The sequence below is a fragment of the Rathayibacter sp. AY2B5 genome (genome assembly GCF_002931645.1).
GTDB lineage: Bacteria > Actinomycetota > Actinomycetes > Actinomycetales > Microbacteriaceae > Rathayibacter.
Window position 1 is genome coordinate 53,436 of record NZ_PSUE01000012.1, and the last position, 12,348, is coordinate 65,783.

The window sequence follows — 12,348 nt, forward strand, 5'->3', positions numbered from 1 at the left end:
CCTGGTGGTGGATCGGAGGGCTCACGGGGAGAGCCCGGTGGCGATGAGCTGCGTGTTGACGCGCATCATGGCGAGGTAGTCGGGAGCGCCGCCCTCGGGCCCCGTCAGGGACTCCGTGAACAGCTCGACCACCTCCACGCGGATGTCGGCCTCGCTCGCGAGCGCCTGGACCAGGCGGTCGGGAGACGAGGACTCCGCGAAGATCGTGGGGACGCCGGTCTGCTCGACCGCGTCGACGAGATCGGCGAGGTCGGAGGCGGACGGCGCCGCGAGGGTCGTGCCTCCCGGGATGACGGCGCCGACGACGTCGAAGTCGAAGCGGTCGGCGAGGTACCCGAAGACGTGGTGGTTGGTGACGAGGGCGCGGCGCTCGGCGGGGATCGCGGCGAACGCCGCGGCCATCTCGGAGTCGAGCCGCTCGAGCTCGGCGCGGTAGCCGGCCGTCCGGTCCCGGACGGCGGCCGGATCGACGCCGTCGAGCGCGGCGAGCACGGGCCCGAGGGAGTCGACGACGTCGATCATCCGGCCGGGGTCCGTCCAGAAGTGCGAGTCCGGGCTCCCCTCCGCGTCGCCCTCGCTGTAGTCGAGGACGTCGACGGCGTCGCCGGCGACGAACGCGGGGACGTCCTCACCGGAGGCCTCGTCGAGGTGCTGCTGCAGGCCCTCCTCGAGTCCGAGCCCGTTCGAGACGACGAGGTCGGCGGAGCGCAGGCGCGCCGCTTCCTGCGCCGAGATCTCGAACGAGTGCGGGTCGGCGTCGGGCTTCATCAGCGTGACGACCTGCGCCTCGTCGCCGACGAGCTCGCCCACGACGTCGCCGAGGATGTTGGTGGAGACGATGACGAGGGGCCTCTCGTCCTCCTCCGCGGACGTGCAGCCCGACAGGAGCAGGACCGCCGCGGCGGACGCGAGGGCCCAGCGGCGCCTCATCGGCCCGTCTCCGCCGTGAAGGCCGGCTCGGTGGCGGTCTCGAAGGTGCGGGCGAGGCGCGCGCCGTCCGCGTAGTCGATCTCGTGCAGCTTCCGCTCGGCGGGTGCGCTGAGGTAGGCCCGCTGCTGGTCGGCGATCAGGACGGGCCGCGAGCCGTCCGCGGTCGTGTCGGCGACGAGGGGCGCGGTCTCGGCGAGGACCGCGCCGTCGGAGCCGTCGAGCACCAGCACGCGGCCGTCGGCGGCGAGGGCGAGGACGGTCTCGTCCGCGTCGTCCACCGCGGTGACCTGCGCCAGCGGGGCGGGAGAGGGGAGGAGGCTCCAGGAGCGCTCCCGGGTGTCGAGGAGCCAGATGCCCGCGTCCCCGGCGAGGCCGGCGACCGTGGGGCGGCCCTCACGGTTGTCGAAGGAGGCGGCGGGTGGCGCGGTGGTGCCGGCGGGGTAGGGGATCCGCTCGACGATGAGCTCCTCGTCCTCGATCGACGCCAGGAGTGCGCCGTCGGAGCAGCCGATGACGGCGCCGACGCGGGTGGTGATCGTCCCGGCGGGGTCGGGGCAGGCCTCGCGGAGGCCCGTCGGCTCGCCGTCCGAGTCGTAGCCGGCGACGGCCGCTCCGGATCCGGACCCCTCGGTCACCAGTGCGGACGAGCCGACGGGCACGACCATCCCGGGTCCGGGCTCGACGTCCTTCCGGAACCGCTCGACGATCGCGCCCTTCGACAGCGCCTCGGTGTCGAGGAGGACCGCCTCGCCGGAGTCGGGGAAGAAGAGTCCGGTTCCGCCGGTGGTCGAGAGGTTCGTCGTGGCGACGACGGCCGTCCCGGAGCCCTCGACCGTGCCGATCAGGCGGGGGTCCGCGCGGTAGTAGTGGAAGTGGTCCACGTGGTCCCAGGTCCACACGCCGCTGTCGACGATCTCGACGCCCGCATCGGTCTGGGCGAAGAGGTAGCGGCCGTCGGTCGTCATCGCGCTCGGTGCGCCGATGGTGCCGAGGCCGGTGACCGTCTCGTCGAGGAGGTCGAGGTGCGACACGGCGCCCGACGGGTCGATCGACGTCAGCCCCAGGCGCGGCTCGGCGAGCTCGGCGGCGTTCGCGACGGCGCCGTGGCCGGAACCCGTGTCGTCCGCGGCCGGCGCGGAGGCATCGGTCGAGCAGGCGGCCAGGCCCAGCGCGAGAGCGCCCAGGAGGACGGTGGAGGCGGTGGTTCGGGAGTGCACGGAGTCCTTTCGAGGGTGAGCGGGGGAGGAGCGGTGCCGGCAGGGCCTCATGCGGCGACCGGCTGAGGGCCCGACCGGGACGCGAGGGCCGAAGCGGCCGAGCGGACCGCCCAGGACACCGCGGCGACCGCGATGGCCGTGCCGGCGACCGAGGCGCCCGCGGCCGTGGCCGCGTGCCAGGAGACGAGCAGGCCGACGAGCACGGAGGCCGCGCCGAGGATCGACGCGAGCAGCATCCGGGTCGGGATGCGCGTGGTCCAGTGACCGGCGGCCACCGCGGGAGCCAGCAGGAGCCCGACGACGAGGAGCGAGCCGACCGCCTGGTAGGAGGCGACGACGGCGAGGGTCACCAGGCCGACCAGCGCGGCCTGAGCCGAGCGCGGCCCGAGGCCGAGCACCGCGGCGATGCGCGGATCCAGCGCCAGGGCGACGAGCGGGCGGTGGAAGGCCGCTGCGACGAGGAGGCCGGCTCCGGCGGCGGCGGCGAGCAGCCCGATGTCGACGGGGGTGATCGCGAGGATGTCGCCGAAGAGGATCGAGGTCGCGTCCGTGGCGAAGCTGCCCGAGTGCGAGATCACGATGACCCCCAGCGCCAGCATGGCGACGAAGAGCAGGCCGATGCTGGTGTCGTAGGACAGTCGTCCGCGCCGCTGCAGGGCCGCGATGCCGAGGCTCATCAGCACCGCGCTGGCTGCGCCGCCCACGAGGACGGGCGCGCCGAGCACCGTCGCGAGGGCGACGCCGGGGAGCATCCCGTGGGCGAGCGCCTCGCCGAGGAAGGCCATCCCGCGGAGGACCACCCAGGTGCCGACGACGCCGCAGAGGACCGCGACGAGGACGCCGCCGAGGAGGGCGCGCTGGAGGAAGTCGAGAGCGAACGGCTCGAGGATTCCGGCGAGGAGGCTGGGCATGGTGCCCGACCGTACACGATAATGAGAACAGTTATCACTCCTGTACGCTCGTCGGGATGGACGTCTCACCCCTGCCCGAGCCCCCGGTCCGCCTCCGAGGCGCTCACGTCGACTTCGGCTCCCGCCGCGCTCTCGCGGGGGTCGATCTCGACGTCGCCGCGCGCTCGCTGACCGTGATCGCCGGGCCGAACGGCGCCGGCAAGTCGACGCTCCTGGAGGTGATCGCGGGAGCGCGTCCACTGACGTCCGGCACGCGGGACGTCACCGGAGCGATCGCCTTCGTGCCGCAGCGGGCGTCGATCCCGGACCGCCTCCCGGTGACGGTGCGCGACGTGGTCGCGGTGGGCACCTGGGGTCGGCTCGGCCGCCTCCGCCGCAGCGACGCGCGCGCGGCGGACGCGATCGCCACCGCGCTCGAGCGGATGGAGATCGTCGCGCTCGCCCGGGAGCCCTTCGCGGTGCTCTCCGGCGGTCAGCGGCAGCGGGCGCTCCTCGCCCAGGGGCTCGCCCGCGGGGCCGGCCTGCTGCTCCTGGACGAGCCCACCACCGGCCTCGACTCGGCGAGTGCGGAGCGGATCCGGTCGGTCCTGCGCGCGGAGGCGGACCGCGGCGCGACCGTGGTCTGCGTCTCGCACGACCCCGCCGTGCTGGCCGACGCGGACCGCGTCGTCGGACTCGTCGACGGGGCCCTCGCTCCAGCGGACCGATCCGTCACCCGCGGCCCGTGAGGCGAGGGCGCACGGGCCGTCCGTGACGGATCGCACCCGAGCGACGGCCCGCGGGCTGGGAGGATGGGGGGATGACCTCGACGCTGCTCGACCGGATGCCGACGCCCGACGCGGACGGGCGCGTCGACGACGACGCGGTCTACCTGGCCTTCACCGAGTGGGCGGAGTCGCGCGGCCTCCCGCTCTACCCGGCGCAGGACGAGTCCATGCTCGAGATCGCCTCCGGCTCCAACCTGATCCTTTCGACGCCCACCGGCACCGGCAAGTCGCTCGTCGCGATCGGCGCGCACGCCGCGGCGCTCGCCTCCGGGCGCCGCAGCTTCTACACGGCGCCGATCAAGGCGCTCGTCTCCGAGAAGTTCTTCGCGCTGGTCGACGTCTTCGGCGCCTCCAACGTCGGGATGGTCACCGGCGACTCCTCGGTGAACGCCGACGCGCCGATCATCTGCTGCACGGCCGAGATCCTCGCGAACCTCGCGCTCCGGCACGGCGAGGACACACCGGTCGACCAGGTCGTGATGGACGAGTTCCACTTCTACGCGGACCCGGCGCGCGGCTGGGCCTGGCAGGTGCCGCTGCTCACCCTCCCGCACGTGCAGTTCGTGCTGATGTCGGCCACCCTCGGCGACGTGACGGTGCTCGCCGCCGACCTCAGCCGCCGCACGGGCCGGGAGACCGCCCGGGTCACCGGCGTGGAGCGCCCGGTGCCGCTGCACTACTTCTACGAGATCGCTCCGATCCACGACTCCATCGAGGAGCTGCTCTCGACGAACCAGTCGCCGGTCTACGTCGTGCACTTCTCGCAGGCGGCCGCTCTCGAGCGTGCGCAGGCGCTCACCAGCGCGAACATCGCCACCCGCGAGCACCGCGACCGCATCGCCGAGGTGATCGGCGGCTTCCGCTTCACCACCGCGTTCGGCAAGACCCTCTCCCGGCTGCTCCGGCTGGGGATCGGCGTGCACCACGCGGGCATGCTGCCGAAGTACCGCCGCCTGGTCGAGCAGCTCGCCCAGCAGGGCATGCTGCGCGTGATCTGCGGCACGGACACCCTCGGCGTCGGCATCAACGTCCCGATCCGCACCGTGCTGCTCACCGCGCTGACCAAGTACGACGGCACCCGGACCCGCCAGCTCTCGGCCCGCGAGTTCCACCAGATCGCCGGCCGCGCCGGCCGCGCCGGGTACGACACCGCCGGGACCGTGGTCGTGCAGGCCCCCGAGCACGAGTCCGAGAACCGGAAGGCTCTCGACAAGATGGGCGACGACCCGAAGAAGCGGAGGAAGTGGGTCGCCAAGCGCGCACCGCAGGGCTTCGTCAGCTGGGGGGAGCCGAGCTTCCGCAAGCTCGTCGACGCCGAGCCCGAGACGCTGACCTCGCACATGACGATCACCTCGGCGATGCTGCTGAACGTGATCGCCCGCGGCGGCGACGCCTACGCGAACGTGCACGCCCTGATCTTCGACAACCATGAGCCGTGGAAGCGGCAGCTGCAGCTGGCCCGCCGGGCGCTCGGCATCTACCGGACGCTGCGGGAGGCGGGAGTGGTTGAGCAGAGCGTCGGCGCCGACGGCGTGACCCGCATCCGCCTGACCGTCGACCTGCAGCCGAACTTCGCGCTCAACCAGCCGCTCTCGCCGTTCGCGCTGGCCGTGTTCGACGTTCTCGACCCGGAGTCGCCGAGCTTCGCGCTCGACGTGATCTCGGTGCTCGAGGCGACCCTCGACGACCCGCGCCCGATCCTGGGGGCCCAGCAGTTCCAGGCCCGCGGCGAGGCCGTCGCCGCGATGAAGGCCGAGGGGATCGAGTACGAGGAGCGGATGGAGCTGCTCGAGTCCGTCACGCACCCCAAGCCGCTCGAGGAACTCCTCGAGGCGACCTTCGAGACCTACACCGCGGCGCAGCCGTGGGTGAAGGACTTCGAGCTCTCGCCGAAGTCGGTCGTGCGCGACATGTACGAGCGGGCGATGTCCTTCGGCGAGTACACCGCGTTCTACAAGCTCTCCCGCTCGGAGGGACTGGTGCTGCGCTACCTGTCCGACGCGTTCCGCGCGGCCCGGCAGACCATCCCCGACGAGCTGAAGAACGAGGAGCTGCACGACCTGATTGAGTGGCTGGGCGAGCTCGTGCGCCAGGTCGACTCCTCGCTGGTCGACGAGTGGGAGGAGCTGGTCAATCCGGCGCTCCACGCGGCGGACCAGGCGATCGTGCCGCCCGCTCCGCGCCGCCTCACCGCGAACCACCGCGCCTTCCGCGTGCTGGTGCGCAACGAGATGTTCCGCCGGGTGACCCTCGCCGCCCTCGACGACCACGAGGCGCTCGGCGAGCTCGACGCCGCCGCCGGCTTCGACGCCGACGCGTGGGGCGCCGCGCTGGACGACTACTACGACGAGCACGACAGCATCGGCATCGGGCCCGACGCCCGGGGGCCGAAGATGCTGCTCGTCACGGAGGAGCCGACGCAGTGGCTCGTGCGGCAGATCCTCGACGATCCGGCCGGCGACCACGACTGGGGGATCTCGGCGACCGTCGACCTCGCCGAGTCGGACGAGCAGGGTGCGGCCGTCGTCCGCGTCACCTCGGTCGGCCGGCTGGACTGATCAGCGGCCGCGCTTCTCCCGGCGCTGCATCTCGGCGGCGATATCCGCCTCGGTGATCTCCTTGCGGGCGGGACCCCAGATCGACGCGGCCTGGCCGACGACGCCGATCCCGATCCCGATCATCGGCCAGATCGGCCAGAAGTAGCCGTCGGCCCCTGTGCCGACCCAGACGGCGGTCGTGATCGCCGAGACGCTCGCCCATCCGCCGAGCGATCCCAGGAAGTCGCGGCGCCGCTTGACCTCGCGCACGGCGAGCGCGCGATCGGCGTCCTCGACGCGGGCGGTCTCCACCTCCTCGCCGGAGGCGGCCGCCGGGACGACCTCCGCGGACCGGTCTCGCCGGGCGGACGGATCCGGAGTTCCCCACTCGTTCGTCATGCGGCCAGCCTACGCACGGGCCGTCGGCAGCGGTACGCGGGCTTCAGGCGGCGGTACGCGGGCTCAGGGGGCGGCCGCCTGCTCCGGCTGGCAGTGCGGGCACCACCAGGTGCGGCGCTGCTCGGGGTCGTCGCGGACCTCGTCGCGGACGAGCACCGTCGTGCCGCAGCGCAGGCACGGGCGCCCGGCGCGCCCCGCGACCCAGTGCCGCTCGCCGCGGCGGGTGTCACCGGTGGTGGTCTGGAACATCCCCGGGATCGTGACGGAGGCGCGGAGGCCTCTCGCCGCGGTCGCCACGAGGGCGCGGACGTCGAGGGAGCCGATCGGCCGCCAGGGCCAGACCCCGCGGAGGAAGCAGACCTCGTTGGCCCAGAGGTTGCCGAGACCCGCGAGGCAGCGCTGGTCGAGGAGTGCGGCGACGACGGGCCGGTCCGGGAGGCGGGAGAGGCGCCGGACGGCCTCGTCGGCGTCCCAGTCCGCGCGGAGCGGGTCGGGCCCGAGGTGCCCGACGGCGCGCGGCTCGTCGCGGGTGGCGAGGAGCTCGACGACCGGGAGGTCGATGCCCCACACGGTCGAGTCGTCGTCGAGGCGGAGGCGGACGCGGACGTCCTTCTGCACCGAGCGGGGGACCGCTCGGCCGGGAGCGGTCACGGTCCAGGAGCCCTGCATACGCAGGTGGGTGTGAAGGGTCGTTCCGCCGGAGAAGCGGGTGAGGAGGTGCTTGCCGTGGGTGTCGTGCTCGAGGATCCTCAGCCCGGCGAGGGAGGTGCCGGCCGCGTCCCCGGAGCGCAGCTCGCCCTCGAGGACGGTGCGACCGTCCGCCGCCCGCCTGAGGCGGGCGGCGAGACGGTGCACACTGTCTCCCTCGGGCATCCCCGAACTCTAGGAGCCGGAGCTCGTCGAGGTCAGGGGTCGCGCGGGATCAGGCGCCGCGGTACGCCTGCTTGTGTACGCGCTCGGTGCCGTCGGGCGCGGTGACCTCGATGGTCGCCGTGCCGGCCTTGATGGGCTTGAAGACGGTCACGGTCTTGACCGTGAACGACTGGCCGGGCTTGACCGTCTTCTTCGTCTTGCTGCCGTACGCCGTCGTGATCTCGATCGAGACCGTCTCGTCGCCGTTGTTCACCGCCGACACCGTCAGCGTCCGCACGACGGCGAGGCGCTTGGTGGAGGCGGTGGTCGCGACGTCGATGACCGTGACGGGCTCGGGCTCCGGGTCCGTCTGGGTCTCGGGCAGGTCGAGGCCGACGACGACCGGGTCGTGGTCGCTGGAGCGGTACGCCGAGGTGTCGTAGAAGATCGTCGCGTTGTAGTCGTAGCGGCTGTACTCCAGTGCCACGGACTCGCCGCTGTTGATGTTCCAGGTGTCGACCCCGGTGACCGTCCTGTCGGCCGCGGGCGAGGCGAAGACGTGGTCCAGCGAGCCGACCGCGCCGTCGAACGAGTACGAGTACTTGCCGTCCTTCGCACCCTGGTCGATGTAGCCGGCGTCGGTGATCACCTTCACCGGGTCCTCCTTCGAGTAGGCGTTGAAGTCGCCCAGCAGGTAGACGAGCTCGGTGGCCTTCTCGGTGCGGAGGCGGTCGGCGAAGGCGACGAGGGCGGTCGCCTGCTTCACGCGCGAGGCGTTCGAGGCGCCCTGGCCGTCGCCCTGGTCGGCGTCGGCGCCGGATCCGGAGCCCTTCGACTTGAAGTGGTTCACGATCGCGACGAACTCGCTGGCGCTGTCGCCGAGGAGGCGGAACTCCTGGGCGAGGGGCTTGCGGGCGTTCGAGAAGTTCACCGTGTCGTTGAGCACGACGGACTCGCCGACCGGCTCGATGACGGCCTTCTTGTAGATGAAGGCGGTGCGGATGACGTCCTCGTCCGCGAGCGCGGGGAGCGCTGCGGGGGAGGGGACGTAGGCCCAGACCTCGGAGCCGGCCGCCGTGTTCAGCGCGGCGGTCAGGGTGGCGAGGGCCTCGTCGCGCGGCTTGCCGAACTTGGCCGAGTTCTCGATCTCCTCGAGCGAGACGACGCCCGCGCCGAGGGTGTTGATCGCGGTCACGATCTTGGCCTGCTGGCGCTCGAGGTCGTCGGCGTTCGCCGCTCCGCGGGCGTCGCAGCCGCTGTTGACCGTGACGGGGTCGCCGTCGCGGTCGGTGTAGAAGGTGCAGCCGGTGATCGAGTCGCCGGTGGTGGAGAAGTAGTTGAGCACGTTGAAGGACGCGATCGAGAGGTCGCCGCCGACGGCCTCGGGCTTCGCGGTCCGGGTGTTCGCGAAGGTCGCGGGCTGCACGTCGCCGGCGTTCTCGACGGTCAGCTGCGTGGTGGGCTGGAAGGCCCAGCCGCCGTTGCGGTAGTCGAGGACGACGGGGCGGGTGAAGGTCGCCGGAGCACCCACGCGGATCGGCGCGGTGGTGGTGAGGTAGGGCAGCGGGATCGCCTTGTTCGCGGCGGCGCCGAGGAAGTTGATCGAGGCGCCGTCGTCGAGGGTGATCGCGCGGGCGGCGTTGTCGGCGACGACGGCCGCGAGCTCCGGCGAGCCGGGGCGGGCGACCTCGGTCGGCGTGAGCAGCGGGGACGTGCCGGCGGCGAGGCCGACCGAGCCGAAGCTGTTCAGGTCGAAGGTGTCGGTGACCGTGTAGGCGCCCTGCGGAGCGATCAGCATGCTCTCGAGCACCTCGCGCTCGGCGGCGGTGCGGGGGAGCGCGACAGCGGCCGGGACCGGCGCTGCGGCGGCGTCGTCGAGCTTCACGACGGTCGCGGCCGAGGTCGGGGTGAGCTCGGTCAGGCCGTTGTACTCGCTCACCTCGCCGGTGATGCGCAGGTGGTCGCCGATCGCGACCGACCCGACGGAGGCGGAGGAGAAGACGAAGACGGCGTCGGAGGCCGTGCGCGAGCTCTCGCCGCCGGTGCCGGGGGTCTGGATGACGTAGCCGTTGTAGCCGCCGGACGGGTAGCGCGCGGTGACGACGCCGGAGGTGGTGACGGTGCTGCCGACGAGCGGCGACGCGTCGCCGGTGCCCTGGATCTCCGCGATGGAGACGGCCGGGATCTCGGCCGGCGGGGTGGTCGGGGGAGTGGTCGGCGGGGTGGTCGTCGGCGGCGTCGTGGGCTCGGGCTCGGATCCTCCGCCCGCGGCCTGCGGGGTCGGTGCGCCGAGCGCGAAGTCGGCCGAGTTGACGTCGGTGTCGCCGGTGGCGGTGTCTGCGCGGGCGATCGTCTGGGTGAGCGAGGGGACCGTGGCGACGGACGACTCGAAGGTGTTCGAGGTGCCGTAGCCGACGAGGTCGATCACCGCGTCCGGCTGGGCGGCGGCGCCGGTGGGCGGCGCCACGAGCGCCGAGGTCCCGTCGACGAGGAAGAGGGTGCCGCCCGCGGCGGCCATGTTGAGGCCGTTCGCGCTCTGGTCGGGCGTCGGCAGGGCCGCGCCGTTGGTGCCGTTGCTGGCGCCGGCGAGCACGAAGTGGCCGCCGGCGGGCACCGAGCCGGTGAGCGGCACGGTCGTGGTGGGGTTCGCGGTGCCGGTCGCCGAGCGGTACTGAATCGAGAGGCCGCCGAGGGCGATCTCGGCGGCGGTGGGGTTGTAGAGCTCCACGTAGCGGTTGCTGAACGCGGCGCCGGCGGAGCCTCCGCGGGCGAAGACCTCGCTGATGACGAGCTCGTCGCCCGAGGGCGCGGCCGCGGCGGAGGTCGCGACCAGCGGAGCGGCCGCCAGGGCCAGTCCGGTCAGGGCCGCCAGGCCGAGCCCGCGCCTCCGGCGGCGGTCGGGCGGAGTGGGAGAGTCGGGCATGGTGGTCCTCTCGATCGCCGCTCGGAAGAGCGGTCGCAGCGTCGTCGCCGCGCGGCGCGGCCGGCGCACCCCCGAAAGGGGCACGCATGGTCACGCTATGCAGTGCGGGTGCCCGGCCTGTGAACCGGACGTTTCATGAACGTAAACTCATCCACCGACATCGGGGCGCGCGGGTGCCGCTCGCGGCGCGTTCGCGGCTTCGCGGGCCACACTCGTCGGATGATCTCCTTCGAGCTGGCCCGTGCCCTGCGCACGGCGGGCGTGCGCTGGACGCCCCGCACCGGTGACCGCTTCCGCATCGAGCGGGAGGGCTTCGACGGCGACGTCTTCACCGTCAGCGACATGACCATCGAGGCGCACGAGTACCCGAGCGGGACCGTCCTCGGCTTCAACGGCACCACGGAATGGGCGCTCGACTCCGTCTCCCTGGAGGACTCGCTCTGGCTGCCGCGGGAGGACCAGCTGCGCGAGCTCCTCCGCGGGACCTTCCGCTCCCTCCGTCGCCTCGCCGAGCCGGAGACGCGGTTCGCCGTCGAGGTCGAGCTCGGCGGCCGGGCGCGGACCTTCGAGGACGCGGCGGCCGAGAACGCCTACGCGGAGGCGCTGCTCGCGCTGGTCAGCTCGGTCGCGGTCGACCTCGACGACGTGCACGAGCTGGACGCGGCCGACGAGCCCGACCGGGCGGCCGAGCGGGCCGGAGGCTCCGTCTGACCCCGACCCGCCGCATCCGGCGGGACTAGGACGCCGCCTTCTCCGCCGCAGCGGTCTTGTTCGGGGTCCGCTTCTTCGCAGGCGCGTCGGCGCCCTTCTCCGTGTCGGCTCTCTTCGCCGCGGGCTTCTTCTTCGCGGCGGTCGTCGCCGGAGCCTTCGCCGCCTTCTTCGCCGCCTTCTTCGCGGCCTTCTTCTCGGCGGGGGCCTCCTCCGCCGGCGTCCCCTTCGCCCCGCGGCTGCGCTCGACCGAGCGCTTGAGCGCCTCCATCAGGTCGAGCACCTCGCCGCCGCCCTCCTCCTCCGGCGCCTCGCCGAAGGTCGCGGCGGTGTCAAGGGCGTCGCCCTGCTCGATCTTGGCGTCGATCAGCGTGCGCAGCTCCTCCTGGTACGCGTCGTGGAACTTCGCGGCGTCGAAGTCCTCGGAGTAGGAGTCGACCAGGTGCGCCGACATCTCGAGCTCGCGCGCCGCGATCCGGGTGCTGCCCTCCAGCGACGGGAACTCGACCTCCCGCACCTCGTCCGCCCAGAGCAGGGTCTGCAGCATCAGGAGCTTGCCGCGCACGCGCAGCGCGGCGAGGCGGGTCTTCTGCCGCAGCGCGAACTCGACGATCGCGGTGCGGTCCGTCTGCTCGAGGGTGCGGCGCAGCAGGACGTAGGCCTTGGGGGAGGAGGAGTCGGGCTCCAGGATGTAGGCGCGGTCGAACATGATCGGGTCGACCTGCTCGCTGGGCACGAACTGCACGACGTCGATCTCGCGGTCGCGCTCCTCCGGCAGCGCCTTGAGCTCGTCCTTGGACAGGACCACGGTGCGCTCGCCGTCGTCGTAGGCCTTGTCGATGTGGTCGAAGGTGACGACCTCGCCGCAGATCTCGCACTTGCGCTGATACCGGATCCGTCCGCCGTCCTTGTCGTGGACCTGGTGCAGCGGGATGTCGTGGTCCTCGGTCGCGCTGTAGATCTTCACCGGCACGTTGACCAGGCCGAAGGTGATCGCGCCCTTCCAGATGGCTCGCATGCGCCCAGTGAACACCGTGTCCCCCGGCCGCCGGAAGCCCTGTCGGACGTGAGGGAGCCCCCGACCGTCGAAGGGACCCGCCGCAG

Annotated in this window: 10 protein-coding genes; 3 read left to right on the forward strand and 7 right to left on the reverse strand. The window is 72.8% G+C overall.

What is annotated here, in order from left to right; translation table 11 throughout:
• Window positions 1-21: 21 nt before the first annotated feature.
• The 3 genes from aztC to aztB are packed head-to-tail and all read right to left on the reverse strand — an operon-like array spanning window position 22 to window position 3,058.
• On the reverse strand, window positions 22-930 hold the full coding sequence (gene aztC, locus C5C30_RS09630) for a zinc ABC transporter substrate-binding protein AztC (RefSeq protein ID WP_104333618.1): 909 nt from the start codon (window positions 928-930) through the stop codon (window positions 22-24).
• On the reverse strand, window positions 927-2,147 hold the full coding sequence (locus tag C5C30_RS09635) for an ABC transporter (RefSeq protein ID WP_104250618.1): 1,221 nt from the start codon (window positions 2,145-2,147) through the stop codon (window positions 927-929). Before C5C30_RS09635 ends, aztC begins: the two co-directional genes overlap by 4 nt.
• A 47-nt stretch (window positions 2,148-2,194) precedes the next feature.
• Window positions 2,195-3,058, reverse strand: a complete 864-nt coding sequence (aztB, locus tag C5C30_RS09640) for a zinc ABC transporter permease AztB (protein ID WP_104288198.1) — start codon at window positions 3,056-3,058, stop codon at window positions 2,195-2,197.
• Window positions 3,059-3,114: 56 nt separating this feature from the next.
• Between aztB and aztA the strand changes: the two genes are divergently transcribed.
• Together aztA and C5C30_RS09650 are read left to right on the forward strand one after the other, a co-directional pair.
• Window positions 3,115-3,786: a zinc ABC transporter ATP-binding protein AztA gene (gene aztA / locus C5C30_RS09645; protein WP_104333619.1), complete on the forward strand. Its 672-nt coding sequence runs from the start codon at window positions 3,115-3,117 to the stop codon at window positions 3,784-3,786.
• Window positions 3,787-3,857: 71 nt separating this feature from the next.
• The gene (locus C5C30_RS09650; protein ID WP_104333620.1) at window positions 3,858-6,383 is read left to right on the forward strand and encodes an RNA helicase; all 2,526 of its coding nucleotides are present in this window, start codon (window positions 3,858-3,860) and stop codon (window positions 6,381-6,383) included.
• On the opposite strand, the gene C5C30_RS09655 is transcribed toward C5C30_RS09650, so the two are convergent.
• The 3 genes from C5C30_RS09655 to C5C30_RS09665 form a co-directional block, all read right to left on the reverse strand.
• Window positions 6,384-6,761, reverse strand: a complete 378-nt coding sequence (locus C5C30_RS09655; RefSeq protein ID WP_104333621.1) for a 2TM domain-containing protein — start codon at window positions 6,759-6,761, stop codon at window positions 6,384-6,386. It lies immediately after the preceding gene.
• Window positions 6,762-6,824: 63 nt separating this feature from the next.
• Complete coding sequence (locus C5C30_RS09660) at window positions 6,825-7,634, reverse strand: DNA-formamidopyrimidine glycosylase family protein (RefSeq protein ID WP_104222261.1); 810 nt, start codon at window positions 7,632-7,634, stop codon at window positions 6,825-6,827.
• A 49-nt stretch (window positions 7,635-7,683) separates the two neighbouring features.
• Window positions 7,684-10,536: an ExeM/NucH family extracellular endonuclease gene (locus C5C30_RS09665; RefSeq protein WP_104333622.1), complete on the reverse strand. Its 2,853-nt coding sequence runs from the start codon at window positions 10,534-10,536 to the stop codon at window positions 7,684-7,686.
• A gap of 219 nt (window positions 10,537-10,755) precedes the next feature.
• Between C5C30_RS09665 and C5C30_RS09670 the strand changes: the two genes are divergently transcribed.
• Window positions 10,756-11,247: a pilus assembly protein CpaE gene (locus C5C30_RS09670; protein WP_308471023.1), complete on the forward strand. Its 492-nt coding sequence runs from the start codon at window positions 10,756-10,758 to the stop codon at window positions 11,245-11,247.
• Between the two features lie 25 nt (window positions 11,248-11,272).
• Here the strand turns inward: C5C30_RS09670 and C5C30_RS09675 are convergent, their stop codons facing one another.
• Window positions 11,273-12,262 carry a Ku protein gene (locus C5C30_RS09675; protein ID WP_104333623.1) on the reverse strand — a complete coding sequence of 330 codons (990 nt, stop codon included), beginning with the start codon at window positions 12,260-12,262 and terminating at the stop codon, window positions 11,273-11,275.
• Window positions 12,263-12,348 lie beyond the last annotated feature (86 nt).